19 protein-coding genes and 1 pseudogene are annotated in these 21,089 nt (G+C 39.1%); 9 read left to right on the forward strand and 11 right to left on the reverse strand.

What is annotated here, in order from left to right:
- From FJR09_RS25095 to FJR09_RS08310, 4 genes are all read right to left on the reverse strand, one after another.
- On the reverse strand, nt 1–2,664 hold a 2,664-nt coding region (locus tag FJR09_RS25095), incomplete at its 3' end, for a choice-of-anchor Q domain-containing protein (protein WP_305791043.1).
- A 145-nt stretch (nt 2,665–2,809) separates the two neighbouring features.
- Complete coding sequence (locus tag FJR09_RS25810) at nt 2,810–2,932, reverse strand: hypothetical protein (protein WP_256369494.1); 123 nt, start codon at nt 2,930–2,932, stop codon at nt 2,810–2,812.
- 540 nt (nt 2,933–3,472) lie between these two features.
- Nucleotides 3,473–4,483 carry a hypothetical protein gene (locus tag FJR09_RS08305; RefSeq protein WP_168654060.1) on the reverse strand — a complete coding sequence of 337 codons (1,011 nt, stop codon included), beginning with the start codon at nt 4,481–4,483 and terminating at the stop codon, nt 3,473–3,475.
- A gap of 150 nt (nt 4,484–4,633) precedes the next feature.
- Nucleotides 4,634–5,608: a hypothetical protein gene (locus FJR09_RS08310; protein ID WP_168654061.1), complete on the reverse strand. Its 975-nt coding sequence runs from the start codon at nt 5,606–5,608 to the stop codon at nt 4,634–4,636.
- A 373-nt stretch (nt 5,609–5,981) separates the two neighbouring features.
- On the opposite strand from FJR09_RS08310, the gene FJR09_RS08315 reads away from it, so the two are divergent.
- The 6 genes from FJR09_RS08315 (at nt 5,982) to FJR09_RS08345 (ending at nt 8,815) form a co-directional block, all read left to right on the forward strand.
- The gene (locus tag FJR09_RS08315) at nt 5,982–6,326 is read left to right on the forward strand and encodes a rubredoxin (RefSeq protein WP_148765259.1); all 345 of its coding nucleotides are present in this window, start codon (nt 5,982–5,984) and stop codon (nt 6,324–6,326) included.
- 74 nt (nt 6,327–6,400) lie between these two features.
- Nucleotides 6,401–7,420 (forward strand): photosynthesis system II assembly factor Ycf48, encoded by a 1,020-nt coding sequence (locus FJR09_RS08320; protein ID WP_168653193.1) that lies wholly within the window; start codon nt 6,401–6,403, stop codon nt 7,418–7,420.
- A 570-nt stretch (nt 7,421–7,990) separates the two neighbouring features.
- Nucleotides 7,991–8,239 carry a cytochrome b559 subunit alpha gene (gene psbE, locus FJR09_RS08325; RefSeq protein ID WP_015081483.1) on the forward strand — a complete coding sequence of 83 codons (249 nt, stop codon included), beginning with the start codon at nt 7,991–7,993 and terminating at the stop codon, nt 8,237–8,239.
- Nucleotides 8,240–8,248: 9 nt separating this feature from the next.
- On the forward strand, nt 8,249–8,386 hold the full coding sequence (gene psbF / locus FJR09_RS08330; protein ID WP_010997987.1) for a cytochrome b559 subunit beta: 138 nt from the start codon (nt 8,249–8,251) through the stop codon (nt 8,384–8,386).
- Nucleotides 8,387–8,395: 9 nt separating this feature from the next.
- Nucleotides 8,396–8,515, forward strand: coding sequence for a photosystem II reaction center protein L (locus FJR09_RS08335; RefSeq protein ID WP_015081482.1), 120 nt, complete (start codon nt 8,396–8,398; stop codon nt 8,513–8,515).
- Nucleotides 8,516–8,695: 180 nt separating this feature from the next.
- Nucleotides 8,696–8,815, forward strand: coding sequence for a photosystem II reaction center protein J (locus FJR09_RS08345; RefSeq protein ID WP_015081481.1), 120 nt, complete (start codon nt 8,696–8,698; stop codon nt 8,813–8,815).
- A 296-nt stretch (nt 8,816–9,111) separates the two neighbouring features.
- On the opposite strand, the gene psaI is transcribed toward FJR09_RS08345, so the two are convergent.
- The 6 genes from psaI to FJR09_RS08375 form a co-directional block, all read right to left on the reverse strand.
- The gene (gene psaI / locus FJR09_RS08350) at nt 9,112–9,252 is read right to left on the reverse strand and encodes a photosystem I reaction center subunit VIII (RefSeq protein ID WP_015081480.1); all 141 of its coding nucleotides are present in this window, start codon (nt 9,250–9,252) and stop codon (nt 9,112–9,114) included.
- A 98-nt stretch (nt 9,253–9,350) separates the two neighbouring features.
- Nucleotides 9,351–11,759, reverse strand: a complete 2,409-nt coding sequence (locus tag FJR09_RS08355; protein ID WP_015081479.1) for a hypothetical protein — start codon at nt 11,757–11,759, stop codon at nt 9,351–9,353.
- Between the two features lie 232 nt (nt 11,760–11,991).
- Nucleotides 11,992–12,240: a hypothetical protein gene (locus FJR09_RS08360; RefSeq protein ID WP_015081478.1), complete on the reverse strand. Its 249-nt coding sequence runs from the start codon at nt 12,238–12,240 to the stop codon at nt 11,992–11,994.
- Between the two features lie 26 nt (nt 12,241–12,266).
- Nucleotides 12,267–13,106, reverse strand: coding sequence for a hypothetical protein (locus FJR09_RS08365; protein ID WP_015081477.1), 840 nt, complete (start codon nt 13,104–13,106; stop codon nt 12,267–12,269).
- Between the two features lie 106 nt (nt 13,107–13,212).
- Nucleotides 13,213–14,004, reverse strand: a complete 792-nt coding sequence (locus FJR09_RS08370) for an RNA polymerase sigma factor SigF (RefSeq protein WP_041458140.1) — start codon at nt 14,002–14,004, stop codon at nt 13,213–13,215.
- A gap of 673 nt (nt 14,005–14,677) precedes the next feature.
- Complete coding sequence (locus tag FJR09_RS08375; RefSeq protein ID WP_015081475.1) at nt 14,678–15,508, reverse strand: photosystem II manganese-stabilizing polypeptide; 831 nt, start codon at nt 15,506–15,508, stop codon at nt 14,678–14,680.
- A gap of 511 nt (nt 15,509–16,019) precedes the next feature.
- On the opposite strand from FJR09_RS08375, the gene FJR09_RS08380 reads away from it, so the two are divergent.
- From FJR09_RS08380 to ftsZ, 3 genes are all read left to right on the forward strand, one after another.
- Complete coding sequence (locus FJR09_RS08380) at nt 16,020–16,382, forward strand: hypothetical protein (protein WP_168651806.1); 363 nt, start codon at nt 16,020–16,022, stop codon at nt 16,380–16,382.
- A gap of 300 nt (nt 16,383–16,682) precedes the next feature.
- Complete coding sequence (locus tag FJR09_RS08385; RefSeq protein WP_015081473.1) at nt 16,683–17,624, forward strand: cell division protein FtsQ/DivIB; 942 nt, start codon at nt 16,683–16,685, stop codon at nt 17,622–17,624.
- Nucleotides 17,625–18,476: 852 nt separating this feature from the next.
- On the forward strand, nt 18,477–19,781 hold the full coding sequence (gene ftsZ, locus FJR09_RS08390; RefSeq protein WP_168651808.1) for a cell division protein FtsZ: 1,305 nt from the start codon (nt 18,477–18,479) through the stop codon (nt 19,779–19,781).
- Between the two features lie 906 nt (nt 19,782–20,687).
- Here the strand turns inward: ftsZ and FJR09_RS25100 are convergent.
- Nucleotides 20,688–20,855, reverse strand: a pseudogene (locus FJR09_RS25100) (RNA-guided endonuclease TnpB family protein); the annotation flags it as partial.
- Nucleotides 20,856–21,089: the final 234 nt, after the last annotated feature.

A 21,089-nucleotide genomic window follows, 5' to 3' on the forward strand; every position in this document is an offset into this window, starting at 1 on the left:
TATGGCAAAGTTAGTTTCTTGAGTTAAAGCTTCTGCCGAATTTAATCCCCAATTTCCTTGAGAAGAAACCCAATTCCAGTTATTATCTAAATGCCAAATATGCAGATAGTTTCCAGAAACGTTTTTCCAAAGAACTTGATTATCCCCATTGACAGTTTCTGCGGCTATCGTTTGCCATCCTGAACCGTAGATATCTTGGTAGATTTGTTGTCCACCATTTTTAATAGCAATTGGGGTATTTGTTCCGACTTGGGTAAAGTATTTGTTGGCTGCATCTTTGACTAACTTAGTATTGCCTGCTGATTCAATTGGGGTAAAAACAGCATCATTTAACATCGAAAGATGTAGGGTGTAACTATCTCCTGTTGCTGGAGGTGTTAAAGCAGAAGACGAATAGCGATAAACACCAATGACATAATCACTTGTTGTTAGTGTTTTATAGGTGAGAAATGATGCTGTGCTGTTACCAGTATTTCCGGTTTCTATACCATCATCATTAAGTGCTAATAATTGGTTATTATTGGGATTCCACAGTCGCAGTATGGTATCAAAATTATTGTTGTCAATGTCGAAAACTAACTGAGTATTTGCAAGCGCATTAAACCGATATAAATCAAATGTGCCATCTCCTGTTCCCAGAATACTAACGTGATCATAAGTTGTGGAAATATTACTGCCGTTTAAATCTTGAATATCGGCGACTACTTGACGATTAAAACTTGTATTAGCAATAACTTGAGCCGTTGCAAAAGTATTATTTCCCTCAACTTCTGGCAAAATATTTGTGCCACTTCCGTTAGACATTTCTACAGCACCAATATCAACAGTAGTTCCGAAAATTCGGAGTAAATTACGTTGATCAAATGGTATTATTTCAGTTGTATTCTGATCAGAATCAAGGTCTTGTGTATCAGCAGCAATTAAGGAATTATTGCCCCCATTGATGGCAGGACTACCCGCAAGTAAGGGATGAATATAGGTATTACCAATGTACTGTAATGTTCCCAGTCCAGGATTAGGATTAACAATATCTGTTCCTGTACCAACAGTTCCACTTGCTTCCGTCAAGTTACCAATTAGATTGTTATTATTACCTGTAACTGATCCATAAATATCTTTTCCAGAATTAGCGTTATTACCAGCAACAATGGTATTTTTAAGGGTAATTTGTCCGCCTGAAAGACTATAAATTCCCCCACCACTAGTAGCTGTGTTATTAGCAATGGTACTATTAAGTAAATTTAAAATACCGTGATTATAAATCCCACCTCCCTCAAAGCCTGACATTGTATTGTTACTAATTGTCGTATTGTTGAGGTTTGCAGTACCTGAATTATTAAGTCCAGCCCCTTCCACGAAAGCACTACTATTATAAACAATAGCTGTATTAATCAGATCAAGTGTACCACGATTAAGAATTCCACTGCTACCACTATTGGATTTAATTACACTGTTAATTCCAGTAAAAGATCCCCCATTACTAATTCCACTTCCTAAAACTCCCTGATTATTATAGATCCAACTATTATCTAGAACAACTGAACCATCGTTTAGAATTCCTCCCCCATTTGCTGAAAAGATTAATTCTCCAAGGGCTTTGTTATTATAAATATCACTATCCCGAATAACCGCTGTCCCATAGTTAATAATCCCATTTCCTGTATTATCATGAACACTACTATTTTGAAGAGTAAGAGTACCGTTGTTTTCAATTCCTGGACACTCATAAGCCCAAGAAAAAGGACCAGAAGTATAACTAACGGTACTGTTTTGCATCAACACTGAGGCATTTGACTCGATATAAATAGCGGTGCTAGTTGCTTTGGTAACAGTAATGTTATCTAAAGTGAGATTTCCCTGAGCGCGAACCCTAAAAATGTCATTACCAAAGGTATAGTAATATGATGTATATGTTAATTGACTTCCATCAATAATTGCGGGTTGATTCCCTACCGCTCGAATAGTAGCATTTCCTTGAATACGTAAAGATGCTTTGTCAATATCCGTAGTCGTATAAATCAATGAATAAGTTTGTCCTCCTTGTAATTCAATAACGTAATCATTGGTTGTATTAGCATTTGCTATTAAAATCGCATCCCGCAAGGATAACCCACCCGTAGCACTACCATCATTTTGATCTGCGGTTGTTGTCACTGTTAAAACAATTGGTGTATTTTGCTCTACAGCAACTTGTTCACCTCCTACAGTAATATTTGCCCAATCATTTTCTGTGTTAATTCTGTCTAATTCCTGAGTTGTTAAATTCTGCCCCTGCACCAAGGCTGAGAATTTTTCCCCTTCATCTCCAGCACTATCACTGAGATTAATTTGAGCATCAATAAAATGCCCAATTTCCTCTAACAGAACTGCACTAATAGCTTCTGCTGTAGAAGTTGCGAGAAAATTAGCTGATAAATAAATCTTATTATTGCTACTGGCATAAGCCCCATTGGCATTGCCAAGAATGCTACTATCTAAAATCTCAACTTGCGGAAGTTGACCAAAATCACCAGATAGCCACTGTAAACGCAGAATTTCCGCACCGCTGCGGTTGTATTGTGTACCAAAAGCGGTATCGAATAGATTCCAGAAATTATCTAAACCAGCAAAGGTGCTGAGTTGGTTATATGTCAGCGTCAGAGCAGAATTGAGTACAGTATTCATGGATTTAATTAATTATTGGTATTAAAATAATGTTTGAAGGCGATAGGATGTGTCACAACCTGTAACACTTTTTAGTTAAAGACTATATACGCACAAGTTTGACACAAATACTGATAAGTGTCAAGCTCTATATCTATGCGACAAGTTAGGATATTTTTTTAAATGGACAAGGTATTGCAAAATCTTTCAGATAGAGTCCTACTTGTTCTAGGACTGGGTTGAGGTACAACTCATCAGCAATCAAACCGTTAGCAAGTGTAGATGTCATAAAATTAAACTGCTTTTTGTAAGTAATTCTGCCAAAACGATAATATTAAGTATAAAAAACCTTGACATCTACCAAAAGTTAGATATTTATTTCTTTTCCAAAAAATCTCACCTGAGTAGGATATTTCGGGGTTTTACCACATAGGACTTAGAGGATGTTTGAAAAGTTTTTAATGTATAAATAAACCCCTCTCCAAACCTCTCCCCGACGCGGGGAGAGGCTTTGAAACCCCCATTCCCTTGTAGGGAAGGGGGGTTAGGTTTCTGGAGATTATCGGTTTCATCTAATACTTTTCAAACAACCTCTTAGAGGACAGAAAACTTTAAATATATATGATGCCTACGGCGAGTCAATTTAAGCCCCGGCGACTAGAAGTCACGGCTACACAGACAAAGTCCGCCTGCGCGGACTAACGAAAAATCAAGGATTTGAAACCCACGTAGGCGGTCACTGAGCTTGCCGATAGCGTAGCGTGGCGTTAGCCATAGTGTGGCTTTTGCCTGTGTAGACGCGGTTAGAAACCGCCCGTTTAACTATTAATTATGTCAATGTTGCTAATTCTAAAGCCTGTTTAAAATCATCTAAAGAATTAACTGTTACAGCCAGTTTCAGCATTTCATCCAAAATAGATAGATTAGAAATCAGAGCCAGTGATGCTGTAATCTCTAAAGAAACCTCACCCAATCGAGCTTGTAAAACAGTTTTGATGTAATTACGAGCATTTTGTAATGCACCAATCTCTTTACCAATCTCCTTACCAATTTCCTTACCAATCTCCTTACCAATCTCCTTACCGCGTTCTATTGCCATTTGTTCTGTAGGACTGATAAAAGGCATTTTTCTTTCCTCCTCAAAACTGTTAATTTTCTTGACTAACTTTTGCTGTAATTGCTCAGGTAATGTCATCATCATGTCAATGATTTTAAAGAGTTTCACAATTTGCTCTTTATTTAATCCTCGTTCATAAAGTCCGCGAACTAATGTCCATTTCCATTGCTCCCGTTCTGATAAATTCCCAGTGGTTGCTTTGGTTTTTAAATGTGCCATTACTATGATAGCAAAGGGATTGGTATTAGTTTCTAATTCTTGCCAACGCGATTCATAGTCAAGCAGTTTAGCAATGGGAAATTTAAGACTAACTTCACACCCGCCAATGGCATAACTATAAGTATTAGGTCGCCATTTACTACTTTCATCACCTAAAACAGCTAGACTAACCACAGGTTTGTGATACAGATCAAAGGAACGATAATTATAAACATACATCCGTTCACCAAAATCTACTTCATATTGACTTTGAATTTCAATGTGAATCAATATCCAAATCACTCGTTTATCCAGTAACCAAACTTGATAAAGTTTATCAGCAATACGTTTTTCTGTGGCTGATGAAGCCGTAATTTCCTGTAGTTCTTTATCAAGAGAACGAGGGGTTTGTGTCCAATCAATTAATTGATGAACTTCAGGAAAAAAGAAGATTAAGAAGCTTTCAAAATACTCGTTTAGTGCTTCTTTCCATGATTCATCATAATTGGCAGTGACTTCTTTCATAACAAAGATTTAAAGATTTTTTATCTACATAACTCCACAAAAAAAACAAATGTTTAAGGGTAAAGCATGAGCTAAACCCTTACCTAGAAAATCCAACAATTCAGCCATTTTTAGTATAAAAGGGCGAATATAATTGGCCAGGAATATTAATTATGTCAATGTTGCTGATTCTAAAGCCTGTTTAAAATCATCTAAAGAATTAACTGTTATAGACAGTTTCAGCATTTCATCCAAAATAGATAGATTAGAAATCAGAGCCAGTGATGCTGTAATCTCTGAAGAAACCTCACCTAGTCGAGCCTGTAAAACAGTTGTGATGTAATTACGAGCGTTTTGTAAAGCACCAATCTCCTTACCAATCTCCTTACCGCGTTCTATTGCCATTTGTTCTGTAGGACTGATAAAAGGCATTTTTCTTTCCTCCTCAAAACTGTTAATTTTCTTGACTAACTTTTGCTGTAACTGCTCAGGTAATGTCATCATCATGTCAATGATTTTAAAGAGTTTCACAATTTGCTCTTTATTTAATCCTCGTTCATAAAGTCCGCGAACTAATGTCCATTTCCATTGCTCCCGTTCTGATAAATTCCCAGTGGTTGCTTTGGTTTTTAAATGTGCCATTACTATGATAGCAAAGGGATTGGTATTAGTTTCTAATTCTTGCCAACGCGATTCATAGTCAAGCAGTTTAGCAATGGGAAATTTAAGACTAACTTCACACCCGCCAATGGCATAACTATAAGTATTAGGTCGCCATTTACTACTTTCATCACCTAAAACAGCTAGACTAACCACAGGTTTGTGATACAGATCAAAGGAACGATAATTATAAACATACATCCGTTCACCAAAATCTACTTCATATTGACTTTGAATTTCAATGTGAATCAATATCCAAATCACTCGTTTATCCAGTAACCAAACTTGATAAAGTTTATCAGCAATACGTTTTTCTGTGGCTGATGAAGCCGTGATTTCCTGTAGTTCTTTATCAAGAGAACGAGGAGTTTGTGTCCAATCAATTAATTGATGGACTTCAGGAAAAAAGAAGATTAAGAAGCTTTCAAAATACTCGTTTAGTGCTTCTTTCCATGATTCATCATAATTGGCAGTGACTTCTTTCATAATCAAATTTTCTGAGGTATTAAGACGCTCATAATCAAGTTTGCAGTTGTAATTTATATAGTTTTAGCACTTCTTCATGTATAAGTTGATTTTGACACAGCAACCGTAAAAAATGGCAAATGTGGAAAATTCAATGAAACAGGAAGTAAATGCCAAAATTATCGGTGTCCAGATGTGTCTAGACCTTGATAATTTTGGGTAAGTTTTATAGAACGGAAATCAATAAAACCATTACTCAACCTAGATTTTCTGTTTTTCGACAATTTCTCGAACTCCAAAAAAAATGAGGGGACCGGGAGTTGATAGAAAAGTCCAGCAATTATGTCATAATTTGTAACGTATATTTAAATTCCCCTCTGCGAGACTACGAGCTATGAGTGAACAAGCTGAACAAGCTATGGAAACTCCAGTGTTAGACCGTTATGAGTGTCGCTCTTGCGGTTACGTTTATGAACCTGAGAAGGGAGACGACAAGAGTGATGTCCTCCCAGGAACACTTTTTGCCGAACTACCTACAAATTGGCGTTGTCCAGTTTGTGTAGCTAAGAAAACTGTTTTTGCGAATATTGGACCAGCGGGTACTGCCTCTGGTTTCAAGGAAAACTTAGGTTACGGTTTGGGTGTGAATACCCTGACACCAACTCAAAAGAACATTTTGATTTTTGGGGCTTTGGCTCTTGGCTTCTTGTTTTTTATTAGTCTTTACGGACTAGATTAAAAACCGCCATCTTTATTTACCGCAATTCGGCGAAAATCTCATTAAACCTCCACTGGAAACCCTCAGTAATACTGATGCAATCAATTTTGAAAAAGTGGCAAAGTTTTGTTGCCGCGTTAATAGTAGTTATCGCCTGTATAGGGTGTAGTAGTGTTCCTTCTATAAGCAACAATCCTTGGCAGGTGATTAATGTCCCGACAAAGTCGAAGTTGTTAGATATTAGCTTTGCCAATAACTCTCAGCATGGTTACTTGGTGGGTGGTAATGCCACTCTTTTAGAAACTAAAGATGGTGGTGATACTTGGCAACCGCTAAAATTAGAGTTGGATGATCCCAGATATCGTTTTAACTCCGTTAGTTTTTCTGGTCAGGAAGGTTGGATTGCTGGAGAACCTTCTTTATTGCTCCATACTACTGATGAGGGTAAGTCTTGGTCACGGATTGCTTTAAGCGAAAAGTTACCTGGCAGCCCCATTGCCATTACAGCAATAGGTCAGAATACAGCGGAAATGGCTACCGACATCGGAGCGATTTATCAAACCACAGATGGTGGTCAAAATTGGAAAGCTAATTTAGACGCGGCCGTTGGTGTGGTGCGGACTCTGGAGCGATCGCCTGATGGTAAGTATATCGCTGTTTCTGCTAAAGGCAGTTTTTATTCTACTTGGGAACCTGGACAAAATGCTTGGCAACCCCATAACCGCAATAGTTCCCGTCGCTTAGAAAATATGGGTTTTACTAACGATGGACAATTGTGGTTGTTAGCACGAGGTGGCCAAGTTCAGTTTAGTGATCCTACTAAACCGGAAGAGTGGTTAGAGGTAGAATATCCAGAGTTATCCACGAGTTGGGGTTTACTCGATTTAGCTTATCGCACACCCGATGAAATTTGGATCGGTGGTGGTAGCGGTAATTTACTTCGCAGCACCGATGGTGGTAAAACTTGGGAAAAAGACCGTGATGTGGAGACAGTTGCAGCTAATCTTTACAAAATTGTATTTTTTAGCCCCGATCAAGGCTTTATAATTGGCGATCGCGGTGTTTTACTGAAATATAACCCCAAAACAGCAGCAACAGCAGCCCCAGCGGCGTAATTACACCCAATAATGGATGTATTCACCAGAAGAAAGTTGTAAGTTGTAACTCTGTCTAAACTTTGTAGGATATTGACACTCCCCGGTCTAAAGACACGGGGATTCTTGGTTCAACGAGACCACTTAAACTAGACTCCTTGCGTTATCTAGGTCAGAGGTGGGACTCTCCCCAAGCGTTAACTTTCGGTCTGCCCGACCGTAGTTGCATGACTGCAAGTCCTGTTGAGGATGAAACTTTCCTGTTTCAAAATTCTGATTCGTCTAGCCCCTATAAATCTTTTACCTACTGCTAGAAGGAAACTAGAACAATGCAGTAGAACCGCATAGATTTAATTGTCAAGGCACAGATTACCGTTAGGCAGTTAGGTTTTTAGACAGGTTGATTACCTTTCCTGTTACAATTAGTATAACACAAGTCACTGGAGGAAGACAGCCTCTAATTGGCTTTCACCCCCGGCTTAAAAGAAATTATTCCCTAAAAAGCCTAAAAATTTTTAGGGGTTAATTCCGGGATTTTCAGCCTATTTTCTTATAAACTCAATAATAGTTTTTGATAAGGGAGTGAAATAAATGGCAGGTACCACTGGAGAACGTCCGTTTTCTGACATTGTTACCAGTATTCGTTACTGGGTAATTCACAGCATCACCATTCCCGCATTATTCGTTGCAGGTTGGTTATTTGTCAGCACTGGACTGGCTTATGATGTATTTGGCACACCTCGTCCTAATGAGTATTTTACTCAAGTCCGTCAAGAAGTGCCAATTGTCAGCAATCGTTTTGAAGCAAAAAAACAAGTAGAAACCTTTATTGGAAAATAATTTGAGATCATGACTAGCGGTAATAACATCAATCAACCAGTTACCTATCCCATTTTTACAGTTAGATGGATCGCGGTGCATACCTTAGCTGTCCCTACTGTCTTCTTTTTGGGCGCGATCGCCTCAATGCAGTTTATTCAACGCTAGGAGTTAATCATGGAAAGAACGCCTAATCCTAATCAACAACCGGTTGAATTAAACCGTACCTCTCTTTACCTGGGACTACTATTAGTCTTCGTTCTCGGAATTCTATTTTCCAGTTACTTCTTTAACTAACTGGACTTTTTTACGTCAGTTGCTAGTTAGGTGATAGGTAATAGGTAATAGGTAATAGGTAACAAGTTACAGAAAGAATATTCTCAACCGACAACCGACAACTGACAACTGACAACTGACAACTGACAACTGACAACTGACAACTGACAACTGACAATTTTTGTAAGTGAGGAAAAAACTGTGTCTGGAAGTGGAAGAATTCCCCTGTGGGTCGTCGCTACGATTGCAGGTTTAGGTGTAATTACTGTTGTAGGTATTTTCTTTTATGGATCTTACTCAGGAATTGGTTCTTCAATGTAATGCTATAGCAGGGAACAGGGAACAGGGAACAGGGAACAGGGAATAGGAAGTTTGAAAGTCTTTTGTAAGATGACTTTTTTAACCAATCTCTGTCCTAACCTACCTGGTAACTACTATTCTGGAAGAAGATAGCAATTAGAAATACAAAAGACTAGATTTTTGCTTGATTATCATTTTTGAACTTCTTCTGCAAAAATCGCCATAAAAACCGCCTAACTCCATGAGATAGGCGGTTTTGTTTGTTTTCAAATAGATAATTGGTGACAAAATTAAGTAACCAATTACCCATACCCTAATTAAGCAATATCTTCGCGTTCAATGTATGAAAACAAAAACGCGAAAATAACTGCTGGTAAAACCAAGCCAGTTAGGGGAACGAAAACAGAAGGCAAAAAGGAGGAATAAGCCAAAATAGTAGGCAAAAATGAACTTGACATAGAATTAAAGTCCTGTAAAGTCTTACTGCAATTCAAATTGAGCTTACTGCAAAATCCTCCCTTATTTGCTAAATTATCAAGATTTTTAACACACCTGTTTACATTCCCAACATTTCATCCATTTCTATCCTGGGTAAATTAGGGGGAATTACTGTCTTGATGATAGTGAATTTGTCACTTTCCTGCTGAGTAGTTTGATGGAGAGCGATCGCTGATAAACGGATTTCTAAGCAGCCAAAAGGAATTTTTAGGTAGATCGCTGTTTCCCATTCTCCGCAGGCATTAGAACGCAAATCTGGCAGGATATGTGGTCTATCTAGTAGACTCCGGGTTTGATAATCTTCAACCCATAACTTAACCACTACCGAAGATGAAACTTCAGGTAATTTTACACGCACCATTACAGATGTGCCAGCGACAAGTTCACCCTCTGATAAATACAATTGGGGAGTTGGTAAAGACTCCATCATCACACCAGAGAAATCTGCCGCAGTTTCATTCTCCGGTAGGGGGGAATAATGATGATCTGCTATAGCTTCATCACTCCAGCTATCCGCATCCCATTCCATAACCAAATCATCTATAACTATTTCTTGTGATAACCATCCAGGCTCGGTTGGTATTGGATTCAGTATATTGACTGTTTCCGGTTTATTAATTTCTAAGGGAATATTGTCAGCAATGGGATCTTCCTGAATTTCTTTTTCCCTACTTAACAGCACTTCCACATCTACAGTTTGAGTTTCTTCCCCAAGATCATTGTCTGAGGATTCTTGAAAAACTGCTTCAGTCAATAAGTATCCTTGACTGTCTATCCATTGTTGCAAAAGAGAGGAATTTTCTTGAGAATCCACCAAATCTAATCCTTCACTCTGGATAATTACAGAATTTTCCTGAGAATCCACCAAATCTAATTCTTCACTCTGGATAATTACAGAATTTTCCTGAGAATCCACCAAATCTAATTCTTCACTTTTAGTCACCCCCGCCACAATCTCTGCTATTAATTCTGCATAGGATGTATCATCAATCATAGACTGATCGGACTGCGGAAGATTATCTACTGGTAATTCTGGTATTTTTGCTGGTAAAGTCACTATAGTCGGTAGCTGTGGGGATTTCTGCAAAGTTGCTAATTTTTCAACATTTAACTGATCATTGGCTGTTTTCCCTGGAACAGGCTTAACTTTTAATCGTTTCAAGTAGGGAAAAATAGTATTAACTGGTTTAATTACCAACTTCTTCAAATCAATTGGGTGAATAGCCAGGGTTTTTGTGAGGGAATCTGTTTCCGAATCAGTATTAATCTCACTTCTGGGATTGTGAGGTAAATTTGGCAACTGTGGTGAAAGAAATTGCCAGGATATCAGGGGTTTAATTTGGGGTGGTAAAGGTTGGTTTGGGGAGGGCTTTAAAATGTGAAACTGTGCTAACTTGGGACTTTTAGCCACATTGAAAAGTTCTAACCGAATCTTGACAGAGGGCTTGGGCTTAACTGGTGGATTAGTTTCTGGTAAAGAGTAGTCACGGTAATCCGACCGAGAAGTTTGTAGTGCTAGTAAATCAGTGATATCGGCTGTAATTGTGAAAGTATGGTTAGCTAAAAGTATGACTTCACCAACATCAGCTAATGCACCATATAAATTAATCTCTGCTAAAAGCAACTTAGATTCACAATCAAGGGGAATATCAATCAGGGTACTAAAGCTAAAAGGTAAGACTTGATCTGTTAATGGCTGATCTATGTGGTTAAGGATTCTTGATTCTGAAGGCGATCGCAGGGTAATTTCTAGCCGTAGCTGACTCACACCATTCATGGCAAATCTCTCATCTTCCAGATTCTCTATTTCATTGACTTCCACATCGCCATGAATGATAAAATTGTCTCCCCAACGAGCAACATAAGTATCTTGATCTAAACTCAAATTCAGTGCTAAAGGTGGCGGTAAAGTAGGAGCATTCTCAATAGTCTCCTCGTCCAGCAAAGGTTCATCTTGAGGTAAGGCTAAATCTAATAAGTTTTGTAAAATCTGCTCAGTTGTTTCCCCCTTAAACCAGACTGGAGTTCCATGATTCATAACTATACTGACTTGAGTATCAGCATTTGAAGCCAGATCAGATTCCTCAGCCAGTTGAGTTAGAGACTGGGGACTAGGTTCTGGGGGTGATACTTGGATAAGGAGAGTATGTTGCCAGGATTTACCGAGCATCTCTGACATAATATCTCCAGAGCATCGTAACTCCCAAATCCCTGGTTTAAAGTAGGTAAAAGGAATTACCGCCATCAATCCTTCACTATTAGTCCGATGCGATCGCTTGAGAATTCGCCGTTTCGGTGGAACCTCCTGGGTTGATATGTAAGTCACTCGCACATCAACATCCATATTATTCAGATAAGAACGAGCCAAAACTCGGTAATTATCCGCTAAAATCGTTAAATTTGGCGACTCTAAAGTCCGCCAAGTGCGGTCTCCCTGTTTCTGTATCAGAAATTGCCAGTTTTCCATTATAAATAACGCCTAAACCTAAGAGCAGCCAATTAATATTTTGCATTAACTTGCTTGTCAGTTTAACCCAGCCATCTGCTATTAACCTAAGTTTAGTCGTCAGTTGTTAGTAGGGGCGAAGCATTTGGAAGATAAATTATCGGTCATTGCCAAAAATAGTTCTCCAAATGCTTCGCCCGTACAGTTGTTAGTTGTTAGTTGTTAGCTAACCAGCAACTTACCTTCTTGAATTTTATCCACATTCATAGCGGTTTTGATAATAAGCCACTATCTGCTTGCACCTTGACCGACTTTCCTCATCAGCGGCTGCTGTCCATGAAATCCATAACCCAGAAATTTGACTTTGGTTGTAATCAAACTCTGAGGATGTTTGCGGTATTAATCCCACTTCTACCCCCACCACCTGCCGGAGATGCGCTGCTATTTCCCGATATACAGCCAAGGGTAAACCAGCAAACTCTATTTTCTCTTGTGTCACCATATCTATTCTTTGCTCCCACAAGATTTTCAAACTTGCTTAATCACAGAAATACCATTACCCACAGAAGCTGTAGTTGCTGGTTTAGATGTTTTAGAAGGTTTTTCCCCTACTTGTTTAGCAACTTCAATACCGTACTGTTCCAAAATCACGGTAGGATTAGCACCTTGGCTCATTTCAATCCGTTTTACTAACACCCCATTCACCAGCCTTTGACCTGGTTTTACATATCTACTAGTTGGCTCATTCGGTACTTTCACAATTGCTTGAGGTACTTTACCAATTAAGATTACACCACTCACAATCACTGCTCTAGCGGTTTCCGGCTGTCGTGCTACTGGTAACACAGTTTTGAGTTTAGGAGAGGGGAGAGATCCCGCTAAAACAGTCGGTAAAACTGGTTTTATAGCTATCTGTGGGGATTTTTTGGGTAACTGCGCTATCTGCGATGGTTTTGTCTTGATTGATTTTTGCTGAGTTACTGTAGGTAAAGGGGGTAATTTAGGAACTGCAATTTTTTCACCTGGTAGCTTAGTAGTTCTAGAACCTATCTTCTCCACAATTTGCCCAAAGGGGTCTGTTCGTCCTTTCTGTACCACACCCAACCGCTCTGTGCCATTTGTCGGTTGAATCAAACTACCAACTGACCCAGGACTCACTGGTGGTTTGGTAGATATCAGAGGATTATTAAAAGGTTGAGCCAAAGATGGTGGCTGTGTCGTTTGCGGCGCAGTTGCTTGAAGACTAGGAGTTGGTGCAGGACTGGCAGTATTAGTAGCTGTTGGCGGTTCACCCACCGTACAGCCAGTCAGTGCCAAGGTTGCTAAAATAGCTGCGGCTGTAGCTGTAATATGCGAATTTTTACCCATTAGCTGCTCTCAAAAACTATAGAAAAGACTGCGACTTAAGTCGCACGAGTTGCTTATATCTCAGCCTAAAGGGACTGAGTTTTACGCTTACCGGGTTATTCTATAACTAATCTTCCGTCACCCCCATAATCTTTTTCAACATATCTAAGCCTTTTTTAACTTGGCGAGAAACTGTGACAACACTAATGCCTAAATGTGCTGCTACTTGTTTTTGGGTTAAATCATAGAAAAATACAAACTCAACAACGTCACGAGTCCGCTGTTCTAACTGAGTCAGGGCTTGTTGTAACCTAATTTTGTCTTCTTGGGCTAATTGAAAACTGCGATAGTTCCTATCTGGAACTAACTCACCCAAACAAGTAGAGCCTTCTTCTCCATCTTGGATAGGTACATCCAAACTCAACGGAGCGCGGTTAATCCATGCTAATTTAATTTCCTGCCATTCACTCAGAGAAATTGCCAATGCAGCCGCTAATTCGCTATCAGTCGGTGGGCGATTATATTGCTCGGACAGAGAACGGGAAAGCCCAACAGCTTGTTGTTGGAGTGCTAACCACCGTCTAGGTATTCTCACAGTTACGCCTTTATCTCGCAAATAATGTTGAATTTCACCACGAATATAGGGCATCGCATAGGAACTAAAAGCATTTCCCTTAGAAAGTTCAAATTTCTCAATTGCTCTAATTAAGCCCATACAGGCTACCTGGAGAAGATCCTCATAGCTCTCATTACACTGATTAATCCAATAATGGGCTTCCTTTCTGGCTAGTCCAAAATTGAGTTTTACCAGTTGATTGCGAACTCTTTCCGAACGGGATTGCTGATACTCTCGCAACAACTGTGAATTTTCATGTTTCAGTTTGTTAGTAGATGTTTCGTCAGTGGTTTTATTAGGCATAACACTTTGGTTCTTGAACAAGTATATTTGGTATATAATCGCTTTTAAAACTAGTCACTATTTCTGCTCTTGGCTGAATGGTTGCAAATCCTACATCACAGAAAAATCTTGTCCAGACAAAATCGCCGTAAATGCTCTGCACAATACAATTAGCAATGGCAAGATTGTCCTGATATTTTTTTTACTCAAATTAGTTGAGTATACTTCCTAATTTATTAAACAACTGTCATAAACTTAAAATATACAATTAGCAATCTAATAATAAACCGGGATTGCGCCTAATTTAACTAATTAACTATGAGATTTGCTTATAGGTCTTGAGAATTGGCAATAGTTGATGAGGATCAAGCTTTGGGCTGCGATTATTTTTGTTTATCTGCTGTCTTCTCTTGATTGAATGAGTAATATTACGTAATTAAATAATTAAATTCATCTCCAACTTTTCAGCAAAAAAAAATAAAATTTTAAATCAGTAAATTTACGTGGAAATTAAACAACCGTAGTTTTCCAAAAAAAACCAAGATGCAGAGTGCATCTTGGTTAAGGCATTGCCACAAATAAATTTTCGTGACTGCTGAATTGTTGTTCATTTCCAAACTCATGGAGGTATATTAGATTACTAAATTACCAAAATACTTATGGATTTTAAACTCCCATGAGGTTGTATCAATATTTAGGCGCGAGGCTCAATTCGACCGTAGAATAAACCACGAATCTTCACTTCTTTAGGTTCACCTGCACCTAAATCGGTATCAGAAGGTTGTTCACTTTCAAAAGTCCCAGCTATTTCACCAGAAGTGCTATCTACTTTGGCTACTTGCAAGGAAATTTTACCTTTGAGGATTTCTGCCCGCTTGACATTAGTACGAGTTAGATCTTCATTATCAGATCCGGCTGGTAAAGCTACAGCATTGTCATAGCCACTAACAACACCACGACCTTTAGGATCTAAGAAAGCTGCACCACGATAGGAAGGGACTTTAAAAGTTCCTTCAAAGTCAGTGGATGTGTTAATGCTAGTTAAATTAGGTTGTGTTTGTGCAACCAAGCTTTTGATGGTAAACAAGAAAGGTACTAATTCACCACCAGGAAGTTTAACGGTGATAGCTTGAAAATCAAGACCATCTTCTTCCGTAAAAGTCAAGCTATGATCTGGATTGCTAGTTAGCTGACCTTGTACTTGGTCAATGGTAGAAGTATATCTGGTCATAACTTTACCAGATACAAATTCTGCTTTTTGACGTTTGTTAGCAGGTTCTTCTTTGACAAAGAAACTGGTTGGTTCTAAACAAAGTTCTTTGATGCTGTATGTCACATTAGGATCAACAGTAATTGAACCACGACTGGTTTCTGTCAGTTGGGGGCATTTGTTAGCCAACCCTGTGCCGCGAATTTGTTCGTAGGTGAGGACATCACTGACGCTTGCAGAAGGTGCATCACTACAAGCTGTGATTAGCCCTAAGCATAGAGCAAAGAAAGCAACAATTAAAGCGCGATACCTCATGGTTAACCTCAATCTCAAAAATTAATATCTAAGTTGTCAAACTGTTTTACTGAACGCACTTAAACGCATTGCGTTTCTGAGCCTGGAATTCAAACCATAGACTAAGCAGCGAACCGCATCCATTCTGGATGATGTATGTGTTGTCAGTACATACATCAAAAGTGTTTGGATAGGGAAATTAGCCAGATCATACGATTTTTTTTAACTCAAAATCAAAGCACTCTAGTGGTTAAATTCGGCTGTCATCCAGCACAAATCATGGAAAAGCCTTCTCTACCTTACCATCAAGGATTCTTGTTACTTGAGAATAGTTAGAAAGATATATATTCAGAAGTCAGGAATTAGAAAGAAGGAGCCAGGATTGAAACTCGAGTGCTATCTGGTGGCTTTTGACCTAATTTTTCTTCCTCATTCCAGTGCATACCGTTATATCTGAAGATATCTGACTCTTTTATTGATCAATTTAGGGACTTTTCCAGTATCGTATTAGTTTTATGGAGTAAAACGTTCCATGAACCATGATCAAAATTGGACATCTGGGGATTTGTCCTGCCAGCTACAAGCGATTTCTGGTGCGGTTAAAGATGTAGCTCAAACTTGCGGTGGAGATGTAATTTCTCTACTGGCTTTGTTACGTCATTTAGAACAGTTGCACAAAGAAATTCGAGATGGAGTGTTTCAAGAAAATTTGCCTGATAATCGCCAAAGATTATACTCGCTGCTCAGAGATATTGAGTCTGAGGGCGGTTGGCCTTATATTGCCCGAATGCGAGTACAGGCGTTATTGGTAAATTTGTCTGAGGAAGTTACTGATGAGGATGCTCTTACCAGCTATACTCATGATGTTTTCAAAATTGATAACTCGTCAGAATAGTTCAATATTTAAAATTAACAAATTAAATATTTTTGGATTTGATGGTGAAAGCATCACCATCAAGAGTAAATTCGCTCGTGTCGCTTGTATCTCAGCACTAAAGTGACTGAGCTTTACTCTTACCGGATATTTCTGTAAATTTATGAGGTGGGAAAGTTTTACCGAATTTACAATGCGTTGGGTACTATTGTTAAAAGCTAATTTTCTCCATAATACCCATGATGTTAGCTAAATTTAATTGCTAGATAAGCGAATTTAATATCCAGAATAAATTGGACTGATATTTACAAGAGGAAAACAATGGCTGGGATATTATCAGTTTCTCGGACAAATTTAGCTCAACGCCGCCAAAAATTGCGTCGGCAGCGACAACTCAAAATTCTTCAGGCTATTTGGCGGACGCTGGCTGTCACTGGATTGGCCTCGGTTTTGTTCTGGGTAGCAATTCAACCAATGTGGGTGTTAAAGGATTCGGGGCAAATAGTGATCAAATCTGGTGGTCAAGTTTTGACCCAAAAGGATATTTATTCATTGTTGGGGTTGTCATCTCCCCAGTCTTTATGGCGGATTGAACCTTCCCTAATTGCTGATTCTTTAAGAAAACAACCGAACATTGCCCAAGCTACGGTTAGACGGCGGTTATTACCTCCTGGTTTAATTATTGAAATCCAGGAACGAGTACCAGTAGCGATCGCCCAAATAACCAAAAATCAAAGGATAACCAGTTGTGTTCTGACTCCTTCATTCACGGGTAAGCCTTCTGAGGTTAAGTCTTGTTTGCAAAATAGCGGTATGGCTAATCAACAAAATGAACTAGGTTTACTGGATGCTAGTGGCGTGTGGATGCCTTTATCAAGGTATATCTCCATTAACCCCAAAGCAAAATTACCTCGACTCATAGTAATTGGTGCGATCGCACAATACAAGCCATTCTGGACTCAACTTTATGAAGCTATCAGTCACAGTTCTCTAAAAGTGACAGAAATTAATTTTCAAGATCCTACAAATTTAATTTTGAAAACTGAATTAGGAATTGTGCATTTAGGCAGCCCTAGCAATAGATTACCTGAGCAAATTCAAGCACTTGTACAAATGCGCCGTTTACCGAATGAAGTTAATCCTAGTAATATAGATTACATTGATATCAAAAATCCCGCTGTTCCATTAGTACAAATGAATCAAAAAAATCCAGGCTTAGTTATGAAGAAATCAGAGCCACTGCACAAAACACCAATCCGTTGAAGTTCAACATTTTTTCTTTCTACTCCCTTCGGCCTTTGTCTAGCTGAATAGGCAAATCTTTTAAATTAGTAACTTGAGTTGCTAATTTTATATTTTTGTAAATTAGGTATATATTATACATATAGATATAGAATTTTTTAACCGTTAGTTAAAAAATCATGCTAAGGGTTGTAAAATTAATAACTAAAAAATATTCTAAAAAAATTCAGGAGGTTATTAAAACTTATTACTAGGACTAAGCTTAAGCTCTATCAAACAGTTAATAACCAGTTAAATATCTTATATCAACCAGTCATCACAGCTTTTTGCCCAAAGATAGGGTTGTTATACTGGGATCTGCCCAGGAGTTTAGCAATACCTTAGCCAAATTGAAAAAAGCCTTGATTCGTAGGTTGGGTTGAAGGATGAAACCCAACATGAGCGTTGGGTTGCGCTGTCGCTTAACCCAACAAAGCAAAAAATGGCGAAGGTATTGAGTTTAGTTAACGCTATTGTTGAAGTGATCTGCTGCTGACAAAGAAGATGAGATAAATAAATGTCTATACTTTTTAGAACTATTCTTAAAAAGTATAGGGGGGGAGTCAGCAACATGAGCAGCTAGTATCATAAACTGTACAGCTAATCAACAATCCCAAAGGAGAAAGAGTTAGAAGGCACCAGGCTGGATATCTGACTCTGCAACTGAGGTTTTATACCTCTCTCATGGACAAATTGCCACATCTCACCTGCCATCATGTAGGCTAGGGAATAGTAAAAAAAATAAAATAGCGTGCCAAAATTTATTTTGGCAATTATTTGACTCTTAGGTGAATCACACCGCAAAAAGTCGTTTATCTACCTTTCACAAATCCAATGACACTTGATAATAACCAAGGGCTGATCTATAACTCTCAAAATCCCGGACAACCAGGGTTTTCTCTGGCAGTTAACTCAAGCAATCCCTTTAATAATTCTGGAATGAACTTTGCTCAAGGTAAAGATGGCAAGAGAATTTCTCTCGAAAATAGCGGTATTGGTGAAATTGTGCCAGGCCGTGTTGCCAACATCAAAGTAATTGGTGTGGGTGGTGGTGGTGGTAATGCTGTCAACCGCATGATTGAGTCTGATGTATCCGGTGTTGAGTTTTGGTCAATTAATACTGATGCTCAAGCTCTGACTTTAGCGGGCGCTCCTAGTCGCTTGCAAATTGGGCAGAAACTAACTAGAGGCTTGGGTGCAGGGGGAAATCCGGCTATTGGTCAAAAAGCGGCGGAAGAATCTCGTGATGAAATTGCCACAGCTTTAGAAGGTGCGGATCTAGTATTTATTACCGCTGGTATGGGTGGTGGTACAGGTACAGGTGCAGCCCCAATTGTGGCAGAAATAGCCAAGGAAATGGGCGCTCTCACCGTTGGTGTAGTGACTCGACCATTTATTTTTGAGGGACGCAGACGCACTAGCCAAGCGGAACAAGGAATTGAAGGCTTGAAAAGTCGGGTGGATACCTTAATTATTATTCCCAATAATAAGCTGTTGGAAGTCATTCCTGAGCAAACTCCTGTGCAAGAAGCTTTTCGCTATGCTGATGATGTGTTGCGTCAAGGTGTACAAGGAATTTCTGATATTATTACTATTCCTGGATTGGTCAACGTTGACTTTGCTGATGTGCGGGCTGTGATGGCAGATGCAGGATCAGCTTTGATGGGAATTGGTGTGAGTTCGGGTAAATCTAGGGCCAGAGAAGCCGCAATTGCCGCCATTTCTTCACCTTTATTGGAATGTTCTATTGAAGGAGCTAGAGGAGTTGTATTTAATATTACTGGTGGTAGTGATCTGACCCTGCATGAAGTTAATGCTGCGGCGGAAACAATCTATGAAGTGGTTGATCCTAATGCCAATATTATTTTTGGAGCGGTAATTGATGACAGACTCCAAGGAGAAGTCAGAATTACTGTGATTGCGACTGGATTTACAGGTGATATCCAACCTCCATCTGCACAAACTACTGTTACTCCTAGAGTTGTCACTCCCATTCCCACTACTACTACCACTAGAAGACCTACACCACTACAACAACCTGTTAATAACCCCACTCCATCTGTAGAACCACCAAAAGAAAAACCCTCTTTGGATATTCCCGATTTTCTGCAAAGACGACGGACACCACCAAGAAATTAATTGATTGTGAATATGAGATTTTAGCTTAAATAGTAGAAGCCTCTCATCTAACCGATAGGGAAGTGATGAGATGAATAGGCGCGAGTGACTTTTTTGACTAACTAGCGAAATCAGCAATGTTAGTCGATGAGGAATGAACACTTTCTTGGTTTCTCTCCAAGTATCTGATATAATTCTAATCAATAGGTGTAACTCAATTAAATGCTGAAAAGCAGCCTATTAAAAAAGTTCAAAATTATAAGGAAGAACGCCGAAAACCCTTGAAAATGTGGCTTCCTGAGTCAGCCACATTTGGGCTTTAGACAAGGGATGAAGGCTAGAGGCTTTCCTTTATCCTGCATTGACGTTAATTTGAAAATTTGAAATAATTTCAAATTTTAATTTACCTTTGGGGGTTAAAGTCCCCTGCTTCTACAAGCAGCGGGTTTTGCGTCGGGGTAAAATCCCCGTTGCAAAACGTAATTCTAAATTCTAAATTCTGCATTCTTTTAATCCATATTCGTGAGACAATTAAATTGTCACTAAAGACATAAAAAGCTACCGAGGGACTCTCGGAAAGTTACGCTTGTCAGATATGATTTCGCCCGCCAGGGCAAACGAAATCAGGGCAAGAACCCAAATATTTAAGGCAAAGCCTGAAACTGGGATAACTGAGGGATATAGACTGAAACTCTCTATAGAATCTCCGCGTCTAAAGACGCGGAGAGTGTCAACTATCTCCAAAAGACCCTAGGGCATAGGGCTTCAAAGCTCAGTCAACGTCTTCAAAGAAGAGTCGCTGAGAAACCCATACTCCCTTTCAGGTGAGTGTGTAGAGTATGTCACATTAAATTCACAGTCTCAGTTGAGGCTAAGTGCTGTATACAAATTATCAGTTATCAGGAGGAGGAATTGACACTCCCCGGTCTAAAGACACGGGGATTCTTTGTTCAAAGATATGACTTGCTCATCCAGGATTTCTCCAGCACGAGTAGAGGTCTTATCTCCCAAAGCGTTGCTCATGTCTAGCATGAAAGTTCCGGTATGCCCTACCGTACTCAATCCTCGACTCAGGATATTTCTAGCTGCATTTTGGTAGAGTCGAGGGGGAATATTATTTCCCGCCCCTCTCTGTTAAATCTGGGCGTGCAGCTTTCACCGCACCCAGCTTCCGATGTTCTTAGCTTTTGCTTTTGCTCTTATGAATATAATCGTGGCAGATGAAAGTGAATTACTAGAAGGTTTTTAGGTTTCCAATTGTTATGGTTTCCATCAACATGATGTAAATGTACCTTCTCATCACTGAGCATTTTTAGCCCACAATGTCCA

This window comes from Dolichospermum sp. UHCC 0406 (genome assembly GCF_009712025.1).
GTDB lineage: Bacteria > Cyanobacteriota > Cyanobacteriia > Cyanobacteriales > Nostocaceae > Dolichospermum > Dolichospermum lemmermannii.

What these genes read in the sequence shown, in the direction of transcription:
- FJR09_RS25810 (WP_256369494.1), bottom strand. Translation starts at nt 2,932, where the DNA reads ATGACATCTACACTTGCTAACGGTTTGATTGCTGATGAGTTGTACCTC.
- FJR09_RS08305 (WP_168654060.1), bottom strand. Translation starts at nt 4,483, where the DNA reads ATGAAAGAAGTCACTGCCAATTATGATGAATCATGGAAAGAAGCACTA.
- FJR09_RS08310 (WP_168654061.1), bottom strand. Translation starts at nt 5,608, where the DNA reads ATGAAAGAAGTCACTGCCAATTATGATGAATCATGGAAAGAAGCACTA.
- FJR09_RS08315 (WP_148765259.1), top strand. Translation starts at nt 5,982, where the DNA reads ATGAGTGAACAAGCTGAACAAGCTATGGAAACTCCAGTGTTAGACCGT.
- FJR09_RS08320 (WP_168653193.1), top strand. Translation starts at nt 6,401, where the DNA reads ATGCAATCAATTTTGAAAAAGTGGCAAAGTTTTGTTGCCGCGTTAATA.
- psbE (WP_015081483.1), top strand. Translation starts at nt 7,991, where the DNA reads ATGGCAGGTACCACTGGAGAACGTCCGTTTTCTGACATTGTTACCAGT.
- psbF (WP_010997987.1), top strand. Translation starts at nt 8,249, where the DNA reads ATGACTAGCGGTAATAACATCAATCAACCAGTTACCTATCCCATTTTT.
- FJR09_RS08335 (WP_015081482.1), top strand. Translation starts at nt 8,396, where the DNA reads ATGGAAAGAACGCCTAATCCTAATCAACAACCGGTTGAATTAAACCGT.
- psaI (WP_015081480.1), bottom strand. Translation starts at nt 9,252, where the DNA reads ATGTCAAGTTCATTTTTGCCTACTATTTTGGCTTATTCCTCCTTTTTG.
- FJR09_RS08355 (WP_015081479.1), bottom strand. Translation starts at nt 11,759, where the DNA reads ATGGAAAACTGGCAATTTCTGATACAGAAACAGGGAGACCGCACTTGG.
- FJR09_RS08360 (WP_015081478.1), bottom strand. Translation starts at nt 12,240, where the DNA reads ATGGTGACACAAGAGAAAATAGAGTTTGCTGGTTTACCCTTGGCTGTA.
- FJR09_RS08365 (WP_015081477.1), bottom strand. Translation starts at nt 13,106, where the DNA reads ATGGGTAAAAATTCGCATATTACAGCTACAGCCGCAGCTATTTTAGCA.
- FJR09_RS08370 (WP_041458140.1), bottom strand. Translation starts at nt 14,004, where the DNA reads ATGCCTAATAAAACCACTGACGAAACATCTACTAACAAACTGAAACAT.
- FJR09_RS08375 (WP_015081475.1), bottom strand. Translation starts at nt 15,508, where the DNA reads ATGAGGTATCGCGCTTTAATTGTTGCTTTCTTTGCTCTATGCTTAGGG.
- FJR09_RS08380 (WP_168651806.1), top strand. Translation starts at nt 16,020, where the DNA reads ATGAACCATGATCAAAATTGGACATCTGGGGATTTGTCCTGCCAGCTA.
- FJR09_RS08385 (WP_015081473.1), top strand. Translation starts at nt 16,683, where the DNA reads ATGGCTGGGATATTATCAGTTTCTCGGACAAATTTAGCTCAACGCCGC.
- ftsZ (WP_168651808.1), top strand. Translation starts at nt 18,477, where the DNA reads ATGACACTTGATAATAACCAAGGGCTGATCTATAACTCTCAAAATCCC.